This is a genomic window from Halomonas sp. R57-5, from assembly GCF_900070345.1.
GTDB classification, from domain to species: Bacteria; Pseudomonadota; Gammaproteobacteria; order Pseudomonadales; family Halomonadaceae; genus Vreelandella; species Vreelandella ventosae_B.
This window is the reverse complement of the sequence record NZ_LN813019.1, coordinates 4396686-4415881: the sequence shown is the minus strand read 5'-3', so window position 1 is coordinate 4415881 and position 19196 is coordinate 4396686. Positions and strand designations below refer to the sequence as shown.

General features: G+C 57.5%; 16 protein-coding genes. 3 read left to right on the top strand and 13 right to left on the bottom strand.

Features of this window, described 5'->3' with window-relative positions; translation table 11 throughout:
• Positions 1 to 396 carry a transcriptional regulator gene (locus tag HALO_RS20080; RefSeq protein WP_306448728.1) on the top strand — a complete coding sequence of 132 codons (396 nt, stop codon included), beginning with the start codon at positions 1 to 3 and terminating at the stop codon, positions 394 to 396.
• A gap of 39 nt (positions 397 to 435) precedes the next feature.
• Here the strand turns inward: HALO_RS20080 and HALO_RS20075 are convergent, their stop codons facing one another.
• The 7 genes from HALO_RS20075 to HALO_RS20045 form a co-directional block, all read right to left on the bottom strand.
• Positions 436 to 2598 (bottom strand): FAD-dependent oxidoreductase, encoded by a 2163-nt coding sequence (locus HALO_RS20075; RefSeq protein WP_035576580.1) that lies wholly within the window; start codon positions 2596 to 2598, stop codon positions 436 to 438.
• Positions 2599 to 2683: 85 nt separating this feature from the next.
• The gene (locus tag HALO_RS20070) at positions 2684 to 3295 is read right to left on the bottom strand and encodes a TIGR04282 family arsenosugar biosynthesis glycosyltransferase (RefSeq protein ID WP_035576581.1); all 612 of its coding nucleotides are present in this window, start codon (positions 3293 to 3295) and stop codon (positions 2684 to 2686) included.
• A complete protein-coding gene (locus HALO_RS20065; protein WP_231896764.1) occupies positions 3285 to 4007 on the bottom strand; it encodes a TIGR04283 family arsenosugar biosynthesis glycosyltransferase in 723 nt (240 codons plus the stop codon). The genes HALO_RS20070 and HALO_RS20065 overlap by 11 nt, the downstream gene beginning before the upstream one ends.
• Complete coding sequence (locus tag HALO_RS20060) at positions 3994 to 4632, bottom strand: ATP-binding cassette domain-containing protein (protein ID WP_035576582.1); 639 nt, start codon at positions 4630 to 4632, stop codon at positions 3994 to 3996. The genes HALO_RS20065 and HALO_RS20060 overlap by 14 nt, the downstream gene beginning before the upstream one ends.
• Positions 4633 to 4642: 10 nt before the next feature.
• Entirely contained in the window at positions 4643 to 6316 is a 1674-nt protein-coding gene (locus HALO_RS20055) for an ABC transporter permease (protein WP_035576583.1), read from the bottom strand.
• A 3-nt stretch (positions 6317 to 6319) separates the two neighbouring features.
• Positions 6320 to 7540, bottom strand: a complete 1221-nt coding sequence (locus tag HALO_RS20050) for an ABC transporter substrate-binding protein (protein WP_050713936.1) — start codon at positions 7538 to 7540, stop codon at positions 6320 to 6322.
• A gap of 30 nt (positions 7541 to 7570) precedes the next feature.
• Entirely contained in the window at positions 7571 to 8614 is a 1044-nt protein-coding gene (locus tag HALO_RS20045) for an aminoglycoside phosphotransferase family protein (protein ID WP_035576586.1), read from the bottom strand.
• A 349-nt stretch (positions 8615 to 8963) separates the two neighbouring features.
• Between HALO_RS20045 and HALO_RS23790 the strand changes: the two genes are divergently transcribed.
• A complete protein-coding gene (locus HALO_RS23790; protein WP_035576587.1) occupies positions 8964 to 9488 on the top strand; it encodes a GNAT family N-acetyltransferase in 525 nt (174 codons plus the stop codon).
• Positions 9489 to 9625: 137 nt separating this feature from the next.
• Here HALO_RS23790 and HALO_RS20035 read toward each other — a convergent pair whose 3' ends face one another.
• The 3 genes from HALO_RS20035 to HALO_RS20025 all read right to left on the bottom strand — a co-directional run bounded on the left by HALO_RS20035 (position 9626) and on the right by HALO_RS20025 (position 15061).
• Entirely contained in the window at positions 9626 to 10699 is a 1074-nt protein-coding gene (locus HALO_RS20035) for a TauD/TfdA dioxygenase family protein (RefSeq protein WP_035576588.1), read from the bottom strand.
• A 204-nt stretch (positions 10700 to 10903) separates the two neighbouring features.
• The gene (locus HALO_RS20030; RefSeq protein ID WP_050713935.1) at positions 10904 to 13750 is read right to left on the bottom strand and encodes a valine--tRNA ligase; all 2847 of its coding nucleotides are present in this window, start codon (positions 13748 to 13750) and stop codon (positions 10904 to 10906) included.
• A 135-nt stretch (positions 13751 to 13885) separates the two neighbouring features.
• Positions 13886 to 15061, bottom strand: coding sequence for an MFS transporter (locus tag HALO_RS20025; protein ID WP_035576590.1), 1176 nt, complete (start codon positions 15059 to 15061; stop codon positions 13886 to 13888).
• Between the two features lie 161 nt (positions 15062 to 15222).
• On the opposite strand from HALO_RS20025, the gene HALO_RS20020 reads away from it, so the two are divergent.
• On the top strand, positions 15223 to 15693 hold the full coding sequence (locus tag HALO_RS20020) for a Spy/CpxP family protein refolding chaperone (protein ID WP_050713934.1): 471 nt from the start codon (positions 15223 to 15225) through the stop codon (positions 15691 to 15693).
• A gap of 103 nt (positions 15694 to 15796) precedes the next feature.
• Here HALO_RS20020 and HALO_RS20015 read toward each other — a convergent pair whose 3' ends face one another.
• The 3 genes from HALO_RS20015 to HALO_RS20005 all read right to left on the bottom strand — a co-directional run bounded on the left by HALO_RS20015 (position 15797) and on the right by HALO_RS20005 (position 19113).
• A complete protein-coding gene (locus tag HALO_RS20015) occupies positions 15797 to 16228 on the bottom strand; it encodes a DNA polymerase III subunit chi (RefSeq protein WP_035576592.1) in 432 nt (143 codons plus the stop codon).
• A 100-nt stretch (positions 16229 to 16328) separates the two neighbouring features.
• Positions 16329 to 17426, bottom strand: coding sequence for a branched-chain amino acid aminotransferase (locus HALO_RS20010; RefSeq protein WP_050713933.1), 1098 nt, complete (start codon positions 17424 to 17426; stop codon positions 16329 to 16331).
• Between the two features lie 166 nt (positions 17427 to 17592).
• Entirely contained in the window at positions 17593 to 19113 is a 1521-nt protein-coding gene (locus tag HALO_RS20005) for a leucyl aminopeptidase (RefSeq protein WP_050713932.1), read from the bottom strand.
• Positions 19114 to 19196: the final 83 nt, after the last annotated feature.

Sequence of the window (19196 nt, the reverse complement as noted above, 5' to 3'; positions counted from 1 at the left end):
ATGTTCGCCGAACGTCTGAAAGCGGCGCTAGAAGCAGCCGGTTACGAACCGCGACCGTCAGTGCTAGAACGGGAATTTAACCTGCGTTACTGGGGAAAGCCGATCACGTTCCAGGCCGTTAGGCGCTGGCTGCGCGGTGACTCAATCCCCAGTCAGGATAAGCTCCAGGTGTTGGCTCGCTGGCTGTTAGTCGATCCGCACCACTTGCGCTACGGCGCCAGCACCGCTTATACGGTCAGCGAACCTTCCGCAAGTTGGGACGTTTCATCTACCAGTGAAGAGCGCCAATTGCTGGCACTCTACAGGGAGCTTCCCGCTGCCCAGCGTAAAGTAGTGCGCGAAATTATTGAAACATTCGCCAAAGTGCACCCGCCTGCTAACGGACGAAACGACTAGGCGTACTTCTTTTTCCTAATTATGCTTCAACTTGGTGCGCTAGGAATCAATTGTTTTAGCTGACTTGTCACCGCGTCGCCAATTGAAGTAGTGCTTCAATAGTGCCAGCACTCGTTCGGGCTTGTGGGCGTTTTTCCACACCCCGGCAGTGGCCTTTGCCGCCTCACCCAGCGTGGGGTAGGGGTGAATGGTGCCGAGTAGCTTATTGAGCCCCAGGCCGTGTTTCATGGCGAGGGTAAACTCACCCAGCCACTCGCCCGCGTTTTCTGCCACGATCGTTGCGCCAAGGATTTTGTCTTTGCCCGGCACCGTGAGCACCTTGATAAACCCCTCTGTGGCGCCTTCGGCAATGGCGCGGTCGCTTTCTGCCATGGCGTAGCGGGTAATTTCATACTCAATGCTTTTTGCCTTGGCCTCCTTTTCATTCAGCCCGACTCTGGCGACTTCCGGTTGTACATAGGTGACCGCGGGCATATAGCGATAGTCCACCGCAAAGCTTTTCAGTTCACCAAACAGCGCATTGACCGCTGCGTGCCACGCTTGGTGAGCCGCCGCGTGGGTAAGCTGGTACGGCCCAGCCAAATCGCCGCAGGCCCAGATGTTGGGTAGGCGGGTTTGCAGCCGCTCGTTAAGTTCTAAAGTGCCCGCTTGGGTGGTTGTAATACCCAGCACATCAAGCCCTAGGCCTTCCACATTGGCTTGGCGACCGGCGCTAACCAGCAGGTAGTCAAAGGGCAGKAGCTTGCGCTCACCGTGATGCTCCACGACCAGTTGGTAGCCTGCGTCGTCGTTGAGTACTTCCAGCGCCTTGGCGTCGGTCATCACCGTTACACCCTCGCTCGCCAGAGTGTTTTCGACGGCTTCGCCGACTTCTGGGTCTTCGCGGCCCAGCAACTGGGGCATGCCTTCCACCAGCGTGGCCTGACTACCCAGGCGGGCAAAGCTCTGGCTTAGCTCGCAGCCAATCGCACCGCCGCCGAGCACTACCAGGCGTTTGGGCAGTTCTGTCAGTGACCATAGGTTTTCAGAGGTGAGCACGGGAGCATGCTCAATACCCGGTAGCGACGGCACCTTGGGGCGGGCACCGGTGGCCAGCACGATATGGCGGGCGGTGAGGGTTTTTTCGCCCACCTGGACGTGCCAAGGCGAGGTTAGCTTGGCGTGATCTTGGTACACCTCAACGCCTAAGCCGTTATAGCGTTCTACGCTGTCGTGGGGTTCGATAGCGCTAATCGCCTGTTTTACATGCTCCATCACCTTGGCAAAATCGACCTGAGGTTCGCTAGATGTCACGCCAAAGCGTGGCGCGGTACGAATCTCGTGGGCAGCGCGGGCGGCGCGTATTAGCGCTTTGGAAGGTACGCAGCCGGTATTCAGGCAGTCACCGCCCATTTTATGTTTTTCCACCAGCGCGACTTTGGCCTTAACAGCGCTGGCGATATAGCTGGTTACCAGTCCCGCCGAGCCGCCGCCGATCACCACAATGTCGTAATCAAAGCGTTGGGGGCAGGTAAAACCCTGGTAGGCCTTGCGCTTCTGCACCAGCAGCACAATCCGCCGCGCGATCCAGGGGAAGATGGCGAGCAGTAAAAATGACGCGATAAGCGTTGGCGAAAGGATGCCTCCCAGGCTCTCCAAATCACCTAGCTGGCCGCCCGCGTTCACATAAATAGCAGTGCCGGGCAGCATAGCGACCTGACTCACCCAGTAAAACGTGAGGGTTTTGATCCGCGTTAGGCCCATGACCAGATTGATCATAAAGAACGGAAATACCGGCACTAAACGCAGCGTGAATAGGTACAGGGCACCGTCGCGCTCGACACCACGATTCACAGAGGAAAACTGGCGCGGAAAGCGTCTCTCAATCGGCTTTTGAAACAGAAAACGCGAGAGTAAAAACGCCAGTGTGGCGCCCATTGTGCTGGCGAAAGAGATAATCAGCAGCCCCCAACCTAAGCCAAATAGTGCACCGCCCAGTAGGGTTAGCAGCGTGGCACCGGGCAGCGAAAGCGCGGTCATTGAGACATATACGGCGAAAAACAGGCCCGCCACCTGCCAAGGGTGTTGATTAAACGCCGCTTGAAAGTCGCTTTGGTATGCCTTGAGGGTCTCTAGCGTGAACCATTGATGGGCACCGCTAAGGAAAAACACGCCAATGGCTGTTATCAGTAGCGCGGCAATAATCAGACGTTGTCGGGTCACAATAAAAAACTCCAGCGCTAAGAAGGTAAGTATCTGCTGTTACTGAGTGAGAAGGGCGCCTGATTCCTTACACTGAAACGGCTAATCAGAGGTTGGCTAGCGCTTTCCAGCGCTGCCAGTCTTCGGGGCGGTCCACGTCCCAGATAGTCGCCGGGTAAGCGGCGCGCAGCCCCAGCTCCTTAATGCGCTGCTGAGTGGTGGTCAGCACGCTTTGGGTGCCCCATGGGATATCTGCAAACAACGTAGGGTAGTCTTGCCGGGTGCCTACAAAGCCATAGCCGCCATCTTCGGCGGGCAGAATCACCACATCGTAGCTGGCCAGTTGCTGCGCGCAGGTAGTCATCAGCGTGCTGGTAATGCTCGGGCAGTCGCTGCCCATCAGCATGGCAGGGCCAGACGTGCTGTTCAGGGCGTGGCGAACCCGTGCGCCTAAATCACCGTCTGGTTGGGGGGTTAACGTCAAACCAAACTGCTCACGAAGCTCTATAAACAGCGGGTGTGCGTGATCCAGCGCCGTCCATAGCGTGACTTTTTCTGCCGTCAATGCTTTGCAAGCATTGGCGACGCAGTGGCGTACCAGCTCCGCGTGGGCGTTGGCGGCGCCCTCTGCTCCCAGTAAAGGCGACAGACGCGTTTTGGCTTGCCCCGCCAGCGGCGCTTTGGCCAGCAGGTGTAGATGGGGCGTTTCAGCGGGCATCGCGATACTCCTTGGCGAGTTGGGTTGCGCTAACGCCGCGCCAGTAGCGGTAGCGTAGCCGCCACATCAGACGGATCGTTTTCCAAGCGCCGTATTGATCCCAGCGCCTGCCCGAGCTTATCACTTTCGCCGTTAGGCAGGCGGGGCGCGATACCTGCTTAAGCCGTTTGGACAGTTCAATATCTTCCATCAGTGGCTGTTCGGGAAAACCACCGACGGCCCTGAAGGSGCTGGCGCGGACAAAGATTCCCTGGTCGCCGGTGGCCATCCCGGTCAGCCGCGAGCGCTGATTCATCATCCAACTCACCATGGGCAGCCAGCGGCTGCGGCCTGAAAGCTGAATAGCAAAGCGCCCCCAGGCGTGGCGGTTAAGCCCCCGTGTTATCTGTTCAACGGCATCATCGGGCAGTTGAGTATCCGCATGCAGAAACAGCAGCGCAGGMGCTCGGGCATGTTGCGCGCCCAGGTTCATTTGTTCACCTCGGCCGGGTGAGCTGCCGAGCACGCGGTCAGCCAGGGGTGTGGCGATGCGAACGCAGCTGTCGCCACTGCCGCCATCGACCACAATGACTTCGACCAGTGCCGAAAGGCGCTGAGCGCGTAGTAACTGTAGCGGCAACAGTGTTGCCTCAATACCGGCTGCCTCGTTAAGTACCGGTATCACGATGCTGAGTTGAGGTGCCTTTTCAATCGAGTTTTCAACCGAGTTCAAGCACAGGCCCTCCTGCTGCCTTGGCATCTGCGAGGTCGTGGGTGACCAGCAGTGCAGGCAGGCCTGCGTCGCGCAGTTGGTTAAACACGAGGGTGCGCATTTCCTGGCGCAGTGCCGTATCCAGCTTGGAAAACGGCTCGTCCAGCAGCACGGCGCGCGGTTTGGAGAGCAGCAGGCGCATCAATGCCACGCGAGCCTGCTGGCCGCCAGAAAGGGTGGCGGGGTCGCGCGCTTCAAAGCCTGCCAGCCCCACTTGTTTAAGCGCTTGGGTGACCTGTTGGTGTTTATCTTGAATATGGCGAGGTAGCCCAAAACGCAAATTGCCGCCCACGCTTAGGTGCGGAAACAGCAGCGGATCCTGAAACAAAAGCCCGATGCCGCGCTTTTCAGCGGGGAGGCTTAACAGGTCTTGCTCGCCCAGCCATACGCCGCCGCTGGCGCTAAAATCTCGAGTAATAAAGCCCGCAATATACGCCAGCAGGGTCGATTTTCCTGAGCCCGATGGACCCATTACGGTGAGCACCTCGCCTGGGGCTATGGTGGTATCCACTGCCAGTAACTCGCGGCCCGCAAGGGCGATGCTAATCTGCTCAAGGCGCAGCGACGCGCTGAAATAAACTGTCACAATGTCCCTCTTAGGTAGCCAGTTCACGGCGGTGGGTGCCCAATAAGCGGGGCAGCCCCAGAGCAAGCATAAAGCCGATCAGTGGCAGGCCCGCCTGCACTAATGCCCAAACGCCGATTAAGCGTCGGTTACCGCCTGCGGCAAGCGCCACCGCCTCGGTCGTTACGGTAGTGACCCGCCCGGCTCCCAGCAGTTGGGTGGGTAAGTATTGGCCAATACTCACCGCCAGGCCCACCGCAAAGGCAGTTAATATGGGCGCTAATATTAGCGGGAGGCGCACTTTCCAAAATGCAGCACTGCGTGACACACCCAGGGAGCGCGCTACCTGTAGCCAGCGTGGATCCAGGCGACGATACGCCTCGGCTAATGATAGATAGACATAAGGCAGCACAAACAGCAGGTGACCTGCGATCACCAAGCCTAGTTGGGGGCGAACGCCCAAACTCTCCGCTGCCACAATCAGACCAAACAGAAAGGCAATTTGCGGCACCAGTAGCGGTAGATAGAGCAGCCATAGTGCGCGCCTCGGTTGAATGTGCTGGCGATGCTCGTTTTCCAGCGTCGTTAACACCAGCGCCGTGGCCAGCGTCGTTGAAATCAGCCCAATCAGCGCGGTATTGACGAGCGGTGTGACCAGCATAGGGCCGCTGCGTTGCCAGTGATCCAGCGTTAGCATCTGCGGTAACAGCTCAGGAAAACGCCAAAAACCGGCCAGCGAAAATAGCCCCAACCCGACCAAGGCCGCCAGCGCCGTCATACTTGCAAATAGTAACGCCGAGCGGCCCACTACGCGCAGGGCGATTTCACCTCGCTGGCGGCTGCCATTGGTCAGCCAGCCTCGCGCCAGCAGGCGGGTCAGTTGTTCCAGTAGCCACCAGCAGAGCAGCGCGGCGATGGTGACCCCCAGTTGTAGTACTGCCGCTGACGAGGCCATAAAGCGGTGGCTAATATCGGGGTCGTTGAACCAGCGCAAGATAGACACGCTCAGCGTGGGAGGCAAGGTCGGGCCGAGAATCAGCGCCATATCGACGACCGAGGTGGCGTAGGCGATCACCGCATACACGGGCAGGCGAATCAGCGGGTAGAGCGAAGGCAGCACGGTTTTTAACCACGCAATGGTAGGTGAATAGCCCAGTGATCGCGCCAGCATTAAGCGCTTTTCAGGCACTAGCTGCGGCAGCGCTGCCAGGCTCATTAGCAGTAGGAACGGCACTTCTTTTAGCACCAGCCCCACGATCAGGGAAAGCCCCCAAGGATCGTTGATGATCAGCGCATCCGGCGGGCGCTCCCAGCCGGTTAGCGATGGCGATATGAGCCGCGCCAACAAGCCCGAAGGGGCAATCAAAAAGGCAAATCCAAACGCGATAGCGGCATGGGGGATGGCGAGTAGAGGCGAAACCAGCCGCCGAATGCTGCGGTCTAGCCATGTGCCCCGGCTGGCGGCCAAAAACAGCACCACAATAACCAGCGCTATGGCTGCGCTGACTAACCCGCTGGTAAAGCTCACCGCCACCGAACGCCACAGCCCCGGCTGGGCGAACAGCATCTGCCAGGGGGCTAAACTACCGCCATGTCCGCCTAGCGCAGGCAAGTAGCCAAATGCTGGCAGCAGCACCATCAGTAGCCCTGCGGCTACCGGTAGTACTAGCAGGGCAATGATGAGCGCCGGGGCCAGTCGCAGCATGGTCTAGTTAACGCCGTAACGCTCAAGCCAGGCATCTTGCAGGGCGGTCATCCAGCTGGGGTGCGGTTCGGGTAGGGTGTTAGACAGCGCGTCCGCGGGTAGCTCTGAAGGGTGTCGATCTCCCTGCTCAAACAGCGCTTGGGCGTCAGTGTCTAGCTGGTTGATATCCAGCACACTGCGGTCGCCCCACATCGCTAACGACTGTTTTTCGGCCTGGGCTTCCGTTGAAAGTAGATAGTTGGCGAGCACCATGGCCCCAGCTTTATGCGGCGAGTTATAGGGAATTGCCACAAAGTGGACGTTACCCAGGGTGCCGCCTTCCAGCACATAGCTGCGTACGCTATCGGGTAATTCATACTCCATGACCGCCACGGCAGCATCAGTGGGGTAGAAAGAAAACGCTAGACTTAGCTCACCATCGCTCATCAATGTACGCAAATTGGGGCCGGAGTCGGGAAAGCTGCGCCCGCTGCGCCACAGGTGCGGGTGCAGCGCATCTAAATAGGTCCAAAGCGGCTCTGTCACGGTCTCGAAATCGCTCTCTGAGAGCGGCTGGTAAAGCGCCTCATCCTGCTCGGTAAGCTCGATCAGTGCTTGTTTCAAAAAGGTGCTGCCGGTGAAGTCGGGAATACGTGGATAACTAAACTGGCCCGAATTGGCTCGAGCCCAGGCGAGTAGCGRCTGCATATCCTTGGGGGGAGTCTCGGTTTKGGCGCTGTCGTAATAGAAGGTGATTTGCGCTTTTCCCCAGGGCGACTCGTAGCCTTCGGTAGGCAGTGKGAAGTCGGTGACAACCTCGGGGTTTTCGTCAGCGTTGGTGAGCGCAAAATGGGGCAGCGCCTCGGCGAAGGGGCCGAACAGCAGATCGTTGTCGCGCATGGCTGCGAAGTTCTCGCCGTTGATCCAAATCAGATCAATACTGCCCTCGTCGTGGTTACCCGCCTGCTTTTCGGCTAGCACCCGCGCCACCGCGCTGCCGGTATCGTCCAGCTTAACGTGCACCACATCGACGCCGTACTGGGCCTGCATTTGCTCCGCCACCCAGTCAATATAACGGTTGGTGCGCGTATCACCCCCCCAGGCATTCCAGTAAACGGTTTGGCCTTCGGCTTGTGACACGACGCTTTGCCAGTCGTCCGGATCAGGGTTGGCCATGGCAGGAAGCGCAAGGCCTAACAGCGTGGTGGCGATCGTGAAGCGTATAGGGTGACGGTTAATCGGCATCGCATATCTCTTGGGTAGGAAGCACAAACGTTATAGGGAAGCTTGCAAGCACTGCAGCTCGCTATGAACGTGATCAATAATCGGCAGCGAGAGGTAGTGCTCAACGCGGTCACGTACGTGGTCAATCACGGCAGGGTCGGTGAGTTCTGCCGACCAGTCTTCTCCCCGTTGCTGGGCATCTTTAGCGTTTAGGTGCTGGGCGCGCCATTTCGCGCACCAGGTCAATGACCACAGCCAGGTAGCGCGACGGCAGGCGACCAGGGTGTCGGTATCGGGTGATTCACTCATGGCTGCTTGCCAGCGGCGGTAAAAGTTAATCACGTCATTCAGCGATAGCACCGCTTGGCTGTTTACATCCCAGGTAGTGGAGGTGTAGAGGCTGGTGTGGGCGAGATCAATGCCCGGCAGGCCGTAGCGACACTTCTCTAAATCCACCAACACCGCGCGGCCATCGTCGCGGATTAAGAAGTTGCCAGGGTGGGTGTCAAAGCTAATCAGCGTCGCGGTTTCATCGTTTAGGCGGGGCGGAAGTAAGTCCAGTTCCTGCTTAATCCGCTGGGTCACTTTACTCGAAAGCTGCGCATCGCCTAGCCAGTTAGCCTGCTGGCGCACTTCATCCACCATCGCCTGCCATGGGTCTTTAGGGGCCAGCAGCGGCGTCTGCGCCGAGGCATTAGGTAGCGTTTGGCGATGTAGGCTGGCCAGGGCATCCGCGATGGCGGGGAGGTCGTCGGGTAGTTGCGCCAAACGCCCACGTATAGCCTCTACCAGCAACCCGCCTCTGGGCAATGCCTCGCTGGGCGGCAGGGTGTCATAAAGTGTCGGCGTGTGCCCGCCAGGGCTAGAGCGCTGGTAACAGGCTCTCTGATAGGCCAGGTTCTCTTCAGGCGGTAGATTCATCTGACTCTGCTTCGGCAGCCGCGCTACCCAGTCATCGCCATCACTGCGATGCAGCCAGACATGATCGTGGGCAAGCCCAGTATCCGCCATCGGGGTAAGCGCTTGGTAGGCAATCCCGGCCCGCTTTAATTCGCTGGCCAGCGCCTGTAAGCGTGCTTCAGTTGGTATTGGCATAGAGCCGTCCGTGTCGTTGCTGAATCAGCGATGCCACTTAGTGGCCGTACTTGTACCAACCTTACACGTTTCGTAAGAAAATGTGGTTAAAGTGGGGTGTAAGGGGCCAATATGTCATGCGCGAGCGCTGCATAGATATTATGAGCCATAACTAATAAGCTACTTATCTTCGATATATTTACCGCTCATGAAAACGTGTCTTTCCGACGGTAGGGCAGATGATTCAAGAGCAAACAGGACGCAGCGGCTCTCCAGAGTCACAGGAAGAGTTTACGTGCAGAGTCTTTAGCTCCTACTCCTACTCCTATTCATCACAGCCTTGGGCTTGATTGCTGTATGCAGGAAAATCATGAGTGACGTAAGGATCAGAGTATTAACCCCGCAAGATTGGCAGCTTTATAAGTCGGCGCGGTTGAAATCTCTTGAGGAGTCGCCTGACTCTTTTGGCTCAACTTATGAGCAGGAAGTAACGCTCTCAGACGCTGAGTGGCAGACACGCTTGGATCTGAAATTGCGAGGCCTGGAGGCTCTGCCCTTAATTGCTGAGTTGGAGGGTCAATCGGTTGGCCTAGCCTGGGGGGTAATACATGAGCCCGATACGAAAATCGCCCAAATCTACCAAATGTGGGTGTCCCCGACACTGCGAGGAAAAGGTATAGCCAAGGCTCTGCTGGGTGAAATGAGTACATGGGCTATCAACAAAAGGTGTGAGTGTATAAAGCTTGCGGTAACGACAAGCAATGCAGCTGCAGTTGGTTTGTATACTTCATATGGGTATGCGCCTAATGGGCCGCTTGAACCACTGAGGGTGGGTTCCGAGCTTATGGTGCAGCCCATGGTTAAGCGGTTGGTCTCTACTGCTCGGGATTTGTGAAAGTTACCCTGAGAGCAATTTTTACGTTCTGCGAGCAGAGTCAGGCATGACTTTTCACGTGTCATACAGCTAATAACGTCACCCTGCTTAAAGAGCGACGCTGATCTGGTAGGCGGTAGATGACACGTCAACAGACCCTAGTTTTGCATGGGAATGTCATCTTTCCACCGAAAACCCACACCACCTGCTTGCCATACGCCATCGCGATTAAAAGGGTGTGGCCCGGATAAATTGATGTACTGCGGCAAGCCAAAGTGAGGTGCCAGGTTCTGCCTGGACTTGATAGTCACGCGATCCATTATCCTCAACCCTTGCTCCTCAGCCGACATATGCGCTTCAGGCGCAGCCCTGTGAGCCAGTGCCCAGTTATCAACGTAGAGTAAATCACCCGTTTGATAGTGATAACGGATCCCATAGCCCTTCTCGAAGGACGCATCGAGAAGATCGTTATAGTCATTGAAAAGCTGTTTCATTTCATCTTCGTTGAGTAAACGAAGCTTATCGGCAGAGGCGGGGGCTTGTTGCAGCTCATCGATTGCAACGCCTTCTTCTGGTAACCGCTCTATAACGGCGCCGGTCATCCCTAAATGAAGCCATACGCTCTTTCGCCCCGAAATAGGATGGGTATGGACGACGGGGTGACTGACCCCTGAATCAGAATTCACAGAGACAAGCCGTTCCCAAAACGCCTGCTTTTCCTTTGGCAGCACGTCGTAGGCTGCCCCCTGATGAGCAAAGTGCGTTCCGCCGCCCTGCTCAGGGGCGCGCGCCATGTAGTAGGCGGAGTGAGAAAACGTTGCTGCTTCGAAGCTGCCATCGTTATGCCACTGGGGGCCAACGCCGAGGATGCCATAGCGCTTGTCATTGGAGCAGCGGAATATGTCCCGGTTCATATCAGGCGTGGCGGGGTGGACGCCATGCGTGGAATGAATTTCTCCAGCGCCCCACCATTTACTCGCACTGACCAGTTCATCTGCTGAGAGATCCGTTTGGTGCTTAAAGACGATAAAGCCCCGATTCGCCATTTCCACTGCTAACGCTTCGATGACTGGCTCTGAAAGTCGGGAACGAACGTCGGCGCCGTAGATTTCCACGCCAAGCGGTTCCAACTGCTTCACCGTCAATCCCGCCTTCTCAAACAGCGTGATACGGCCAGGGTCTAGCGGCGGTATGGTGGGTGGGATGCTGCTGAATTTATCGGTTGTTGCCATATTCGAGCGATCTCAATGAGTGAATTCGAAATGGCTCAGCTCCGTGATTGCAGCGAAAGGCAGCTGAGATCCAGAGCCAAGCGATCTTATAGTCATTGGTCAGGTTGTCATGGGCTTTGTTTCGGATTCAAGCAGTGCTTGGGCAGTAGGGCGAAACTAAAATCGGCMCCTTTTGGGTGCCGATTTTAGTGTCTTAGTGTGCGATTACAACGCCTCAATCTTCGCCTTTTGCTCTTCCAGCAGCTGCTTGGTGGCTTGGAATTCGGCCAGCTTGCCTCGCTCTTTATCCACCACGGCGACGGGGGCTTTGGCGATAAAGCCGTCGTTGCCAAGCTTCTTCTCGATGCCGCCGATCAGTTTGTCCTGCTTTTCGATCTCTTTACTAAGGCGGGCGATTTCGGCGTCTTTATCGATCAGATCGGCCATCGGCACCAGCACTTCCATATCACCCACCAACTGCGTGGCTGAGAGCGGGGCATCGTCTGGGTTTTCAAGCCAGGTAACGCTTTCCAGCTTGGCGAGTTTGGACAGGAAGCGACGGTTGCTCTCCAGACGCTCGGCGTCTTCGGGCTTGCCTTTGGTCAGCAGCACGTCAAGCGGCTTGCCTGGGGCGATGTTCATTTCGGCGCGGATGTTACGCACGGCGATGATGACGCCTTTCAACCACTCGATATCCAGGCTGGCCTGATCGTCGATTTTGCTCTCGTCGGCTTCTGGCCACGCTTGCAGCATGATCGACGCGCCATCGCCCATAAATACACCGGCCAGCGGCGAGACGCGCTGCCAAATCTCTTCGGTGATATAGGGCATCATCGGGKGAGCAAGGCGCAGAATCGCTTCGAGCACGCGTACTAGCGTGCGGCGTGTTCCCCGCTTGGCTTCTGCCGTGGCATTTTCATCCCATAGCACCGGCTTAGAAAGCTCCAGGTACCAGTCGCAATACTCGTTCCAAACGAATTCGTACAGCGCCTGGGAGGCGTGGTCGAAGCGGTACTCATCCAGCGCTTTGGTGACCTGGGCTTCTGTTTTCTGCAGCTGCGAGATAATCCAACGGTCGGCCAGAGAGAGTTCAACGTCGCTACCGTCTGTACCGCAGTCTTCACCTTCGGCGTTCATCAGCACGTAGCGCGAGGCGTTCCACAGCTTGTTGCAGAAGTTACGGTAGCCATCCAGGCGATTCATATCAAATTTGATATCGCGCCCAGTAGTCGCCTGGGAGAGGAAGGTAAAGCGCAGCGCATCGGTGCCGTGGGCTTCAATGCCGTCTTTAAACTCGTCCTTGGTGGCTTTGGCAATCGCCTTTGCCTGTTTTGGCTGCATCATATTGCCGGTGCGCTTTTCGAGTAGCTCATCCAGCGTGATGCCGTCAATCAGGTCGATGGGGTCAAGCACGTTGCCCTTGGATTTGGACATCTTCTGACCCTGACCGTCGCGCACCAGGCCGTGCACGTAAACCGTTTTGAACGGTACCTGCTTGGTGAACTTCAGCGTCATCATGATCATCCGGGCGACCCAGAAAAAGATGATGTCAAAACCGGTGACCAGCACGCTGCTGGGGTGGAAGGTCTCCAACTCCGGGGTTTGTTCCGGCCAACCCAGGGTGCCGAAGGTCCACAGGCCTGAGCTAAACCAGGTATCCAGCACGTCTTCGTCTTGGGTGAGCGCAATATCATCGCCCAGTCCGTGTTTCTCGCGGGCTTCGGCTTCCGTGCGGGCAACGTAGACATTGCCTTCGGCGTCGTACCAGGCCGGAATGCGGTGGCCCCACCACAGCTGGCGGGAGATACACCAATCCTGCAGGTCGCGCATCCAGGCGAAGTACATATTTTCGTAGTTCTTGGGCACGAACTGGATATCGCCGTTTTCAACCGCCTCAATGGCGGGCTTGGCGAGGCTTTCCACGGCTACAAACCACTGATCGGTGAGCAGCGGCTCTATCACGTCACCGGAGCGGTCGCCGTAGGGCAGGGTGTTGTTAACGGCTTCGACCTGTTCCAGTAGGCCTAGGGCATCCATATCAGCAACGATCTGCTTGCGCGCTTCAAAGCGGTCAAGCCCTGCGTACTTGGCTGGCAGGGTCGCATCTTCGTCCGGCTGGGGCTGGCCTTTAAGATCAAAAATTTCAGCTTGTTCAAGAATTGCCGCGTTTTTGGAGAAGACATTGATCAGCAGATGGTTCTGACGCTTGCCGACCTCGTAGTCGTTGAAGTCATGGGCGGGGGTGATTTTCACACAGCCCGAGCCTTTTTCCATATCGGCATGCTCGTCAGCAACTACCGGAATACGGCGACCGACCAGCGGTAGCTCAATGAACTTGCCGACCAGAGAGGCGTAGCGCTCATCGTCTGGATTCACCGCCACGCCGGTATCGCCGAGCAGGGTCTCCGGGCGGGTGGTGGCAACCACGAGGTAATCCTTGCCGTCGTCGGTTTTGATGCCGTCTGCCAGCGGGTAGCGGAAGTGCCAGAAGCTGCCCTGCTGCTCTTTGTTTTCTACTTCCAGGTCAGAAATGGCGGTGTGCAGCGTGGGATCCCAGTTGACCAAGCGCTTGCCACGATAAATCAACTTCTCTTCGTGCAGGCGCACAAACACTTCTTGCACCGCTTTGTAGAAGCCGTCGTCCATGGTGAAGCGTTCGCGAGACCAGTCGACGCTGGCGCCCATACGGCGCAACTGGCGAGTAATATGGCCGCCGGATTCGTGTTTCCACTCCCACACCTTGTCGATAAACGCATCGCGGCCCAGGTCGTGGCGGGTCTTGCCCTCTTCCGCTGCAACCTTACGCTCCACCAGCATTTKGGTGGCGATGCCGGCGTGGTCGGTGCCTACCTGCCACAGGGTGTTATTACCCTGCATCCGTTTCCAGCGCGTCAGGGTATCCATAATGGTGTCCTGGAACGCATGGCCCATGTGCAGGCTGCCGGTCACATTGGGCGGTGGAATCATGATCGAAAAAGGCGTGCCCTGGCCGGAGGGGGCAAAACGGTTGTCAGCTTCCCAGCGCTCGTACCAGCGGGTTTCGATCTGTTCAGGTTGGTAGGTCTTTTCCATGGAGAGTTGGCTCACGGCTGGCGAGAAATGTGCATAAGTGCATAAATGAATGGGTGTGAGTATACCGCGTAAGGGCCGTGGTCGTCAGGGGCTACTCACGCTCTATTGTAGGTGCACAGTACTTATGCGATGTATTTATGAAAACTGTTTATGGGCAGAAAACCCGCGCATGGCGATTAGCCCGAGGATGGGGCCCGGCAATAGCCACCAGATCACCGCTAGAGACTGGCTCGACCACAGCGCGGTGACCAGGGCGATGGAGGGAATGGTCAGCCCAAAGCCGATCGCATTCATCATTGCCAGCGCTGCGCCTAGCCGCTCGGGTGGAGCCGTGGCGCTGGCCAGCGCAGAGAACTGCGCGGAGTCGGCAATCACGCTGACTCCCCATAAGCCGAGAAGCGCCAACAGCAGCCAGGGCGAGGCGCTGCCCAACAGGGGATAAACCAAACAGAGCGCGCCTGAGGTGGCCAATGCCACGCAGGCTACTCGATCGCTGCCAATCTGGCGGCTCCATTTGCCCGCGAGCACGCAGCCCGGCAAACCCAACGCGATCACCGCAAAACTTAGCCATGGCTGGACGCTGTTTGAAGCCCCTAAGCGCTCCAGTTCCCGGGCGACCAGAAACGGCACCAGCGCCCAAAGGGCGTAAAGCTCCCAGCAGTGGCCGAAATAACCCAGTGCGGCGGCACGAAAGCGAGGCTGTTTGAAAGCGGCCAGACCTGCCCAAGGGCGTCCGCTTTTGGCGGTGGCCGGGAGGTGGGGGCCAACGCCTAGCTTGAAAATCATTAGCGCCGCGACCAGCGCCAGCAGTGAAGCCAGCAGCAGCGGCCACTGCCAGGGTAAATGCAGCGTTAAACCGCGCAGCAGGTGTGGCGAGGCAATGCCCAGGGTGAGCATGCCCACCAGCCAACCCAGCGCGGCGCCGGCGTGGCTGGGTGTCCAGCTCACCACCAGCTTCATGCCTAGCGGATAAATCCCCGCCAGGCAAAGCCCGGTCGCAAAACGAGCAACAGCGGCGAGCGTCACGCTCTCAGCCACGCCGATAAAGGCGGCGTTGATCAGTGCGCCGAGAGCGGCAGAAATCGCAAACAGGTGGCTGGCACGAATTCGGTCGGCAAGACCAGTGGTTGCAATCAGCAGCGTGCCGGTAATAAACCCTGCCTGAACGGCGATGGTTAGCAGACCCAAGTCGCTTTCGCTAAGGCCGACGGCCTCCTGCAGCGCCAAGCCAACGCCATTAACGCTAAACCATAGCGAGGTCCCAAACAGCTGGGCGATGACAATCGTAACAAGCGGGTAGCGCGTGAACACGTTTACGTCTCCATGAGGGCAAAGGGCGCGGCCAGAGCCCGCTAATGGTAATCAACAATTTACCGTTACGACGAATTTTTTAAAAACAGCAGTGTCGGATCACAAGACCCGTCAGGATTCGTCGGGCAGGAAGTACAAATTTGTTCGCAATTGGAGTTTTTATGCACGTAGCCAAGCTTTTCCTTCCAGCAGTTGCAGCACTGGCATTCAGTGTTCCCGCCATGGCCCAGCAAATGGGTGGCGGCACCCCCAGTGTCGATGACCAAGTTAACCAACTCGACGAAATGGTGGATCTGAATGATGGGCAGAAGGAAGAACTCAGCAACCTTTTGACCCAGATGCAAGACGACGTTGGTGCCAATGAGCAGGAAGCCCAGCAGTTGCAACAGCAACTCAGTGAGCACGTTCAGACTGATTATGACGAAGCCGCCATTCGGGCAGATGCAGAGCGTCTTGGTGACCTAACGGCCGAGATGACCGCGGATAGCATTATCATACAGTCTCAGATCGAAGGCGTTTTCACTCAGGAGCAGCGCGATCAACTGGATGAGGCCGTGGCTCAGCAGCAGGAGCAAATGCAACAGCAGATGCAGGAGCAGATGCAGGAGCAGATGCAGCAACAGGGAGGCTAAGGCGAAAGCTGCCTGGCCACACTCATTGCAATTGCCTAACTTCTGTTGACGGCCCCGCCAAGTGCGGGGTCACTTGTTTGTGGTGGATGGTCTCCTCGGCCATTCACCCCAACTTATGCGGCACGACCTCATGACCCAGTTCTTTATAGCGCTGCCAGCAGGCACGTTTGGCAACCAGCACTTGTTGGTGCTGGTTAATGATCTCGGCAATGCGGGCGTAGCGCTCTACGCCTTCAGGTATTTCCGGGTGTAGATTAAGCAGTGCGGTTTCTTCCGTGGGCACCGGCAATTGTTGCCAGCCTAGTGTGATCGGTACACTGGCGGCCATTTCGCTATCTTCCAAGGCGTGGGGCAGGTAAGCGTCCGGGCGAAAATTCCATAGCGCGTCGTCAGCTTGCTCGGCGAGGGCTTTATCTTCGCAGTGCAGATGCAGCCGGTAGCCTTTACGCCAGATGGTCTCGGCGAGCTTGCAAGCAAACTGCAAGCGCGCTTCTAGCGTGGTATCGGGCAGAATGTAGAAATCAATGCGCGCCATAGCGGTTCCAGGTAAAACGATTTCAGATACGTCGATGGCAAACAGCACCGCCGCAAGAATGCGGCGGKGCTGAAAGGATAAGCGCTGGTTTTAAAACCGCTTAAACCAGCTGGGTTAACCAGCCGTACTTATCTTCGCTGCGGCCGTACTGCAGGTCGAGCAGTTTGGTGCGGATGCGCATGGCAATCTCATTATTGCCACCGGCAGCTAGCTTGATACGCTCGTTCTCGGTGACCAGCTCGCCCACCGGGGTGATGMCCGCGGCGGTACCGCAGGCAAATACCTCGGTGATCTCGCCAGACGCCGCGCCTTCACGCCACTCGTCAATGCTGATAGCGCGCTCTTCCGGCGTTAGGCCTTCATCTTTGGCCAGCGTGAGCACCGAGTTGCGCGTGACGCCTTCCAAAATGGTGTCGGTCAGGCGCGGCGTCACCAAACGGCCATCTTTGAAGACAAAGAACAGGTTCATGCCGCCCAACTCTTCCACCCACTTGTTTTCAGCAGCATCAAGAAATGCGACCTGGCCACACTGGKGGGCTTCGGCCTCTTTCTGCGCGGCTAATGAGGCGGCGTAGTTACCGCCGCACTTGGCAAAGCCAGTACCGCCTGCGGCAGCGCGCTTATAGTTCGAGGAGAGCCAGATCGACACCGGCGCAMCGCCACCTTTAAAGTACGCCGCCGCGGGGGAGGCGATGACGTAGTAGTCGACCTCGTGGGCGGGGCGTACGCCCAAGAAGGCTTCCGAGGCGATCATAAACGGACGCAGGTAGAGGCTGCACTCGTCAGATGCGCTGGCAGGCGTGGGCACCCAGGCGTGATCTTGCGCTAATAGCGCTTTCAGCGAGCCGATAAAGTCTTCATCGGACAGCTCCGGCAGCGCCAAACGACGGGCACTGCGGCGGAAGCGCTCGGCGTTTTTCTCTGGGCGGAATGTCCAGATAGAGCCGTCGGCGTGGCGATAAGCTTTGATGCCCTCAAAAATCTCCTGACCGTAATGCAGTACAGAGGCAGCCGGGTCGAGGGTGAGCGGGCCGTAAGGGCGCACTTGGTGGCCGTGCCAGTCGGCGTCGACGGTCCAGCGCACATGGGCCATGTGATCGGTAAAGTGTTTGCCAAAGCCGGGGTTTTTGAGAATGCTGTCACGGATCTCATCGGCTATCGGCTGGTTGGATGGCAAAATCTCAAAGTTAGTGGGCACGGCATGTTCTCTCTACTTGATCCAAGCCCTGAAGGGCAAATATAGGCGTCGTAATATAAGCGTTAAAGTGGTCGTAGCGTGTGCCTTGAGATAAGGMACACGCTAATGGGTTTAGGTGTAACGGTTGCGTCAAATAAAGGCAACCGTTGATTGCCTGATTGTGTTGTTAGACGTCGCTATTTTCTACTTGGGCGTCTGCTTCACGGTCAAGCAGGTACTGAGTTAACAGCCCGACGGGACGCCCGGTAGCGCCTTTTTGCTTGCCGGAGTGCCAAGCGGTTCCGGCGATATCCAGGTGTGCCCAGGGGAAGTGATTGGCAAAGCGCGATAAAAAGCACGCAGCGGTAATCGTGCCTGCCGGGCGGCCGCCAATATTGGCCAGGTCGGCAAAGTTGGACTCAAGCTGCTCTTGGTACTCATCCCAAAGCGGCAGGTGCCAAGCGCGATCCCAAGCCCCTTCACCTGCGTCTAATAGATCCAGCGCTAGGTCATCGTCGTTGGAGAGCAGCCCGGTGGCGTGGTGACCCAGACCGACAATGACTGCGCCGGTCAGGGTGGCAATATCCACGACGCTGGCCGGGGTAAAGCGCTCGGCGTAGGTCAACGCATCGCACAGTACCAGGCGGCCTTCTGCGTCGGTGTTAAGCACTTCGACGGTCAGGCCTTTAAGGGTTTTGATGATATCGCCGGGCTTGGTGGCGTGGCCGTCGGGCATGTTTTCCGCCGCGGCGACGATAAATACCAGGTTGAGCTTGGGCTTGATCGCCAGCACTGCTTTGACAGTGCCGAACACGCTGGCGGCGCCGCACATGKCGAACTTCATTTCGTCCATACCTTCGCCAGGTTTGAGCGAAATGCCGCCGGTATCAAAGGTAATGCCTTTGCCGATCAGCACGTGGGGCGCTTCTTCGCTCTCTTCGGCGCCCTGGTACTTCATCACGATCAGGCGTGTGGGTTCTTTGCTGCCGCGGCCTACGGATAGTAGCGAGCCTGCACCCAGGGCTTCCAGCGCTTCTTCATCAAGAATATCCACCTCGAGCGCGCCTTCTGAGTCGCGGCCCAACTGCTCTGCCTGCTCGGCTAAGTAGCGGGGGGTGCAGATATTGGCGGGCAGGTTACCCAAGGTGCGGGTGTAGTTTATCCCCTGCCCAATGGCGTTGCCCACTAATGCGCCTTGCTTCACCTGCGGGACAGCGTCGGCATCGCTGATAATTAATGTCAGCTTGGCTAGGCTGGGGGCTGGCGCAGGCGACGATTTGAACTGATCAAAGCGATAAATAGCCCGCTCAACGGCTTCCATGACCTTGCGCGCGTTCCAGGCCGCGTCGCGATCGGCCAATGGGATATCACCAAATACCACGCTTGCTTCGTCGATGGGCAGTTTCACCAGCGCGGTCATGGCCGCATCCAGCGCCTTGATAAAGGCCGCTTCCTGACATTTTTCGCGCTCACCCAAGCCCACCAGTAAGATACGTTCAGCGCCCAGGCCCGGTGCAAAGGGCACCATTTGCACGTTGCCCAGCGCGGCGTCGAAGTCGCCGCGTTCCAGCAACTGGCCGATTAGGCGTTCGCTGGCGTCGTCCAGTTTGGCGACGGTGGGCAGTAAGTCGCCCCCTTTAAAAACCGGCACCAAGAGGCAGGGTGTTTCAGCTTTGGCTGGGTTTGCGGTCTGAACGGAAAATTCCATGACGGCTCCAACAAGACAAGCATCGAGGGATTCGGGATAATGCCCCGTTGCTTTTGATTTTGAAAAGGGMCTGTGAATAGTTT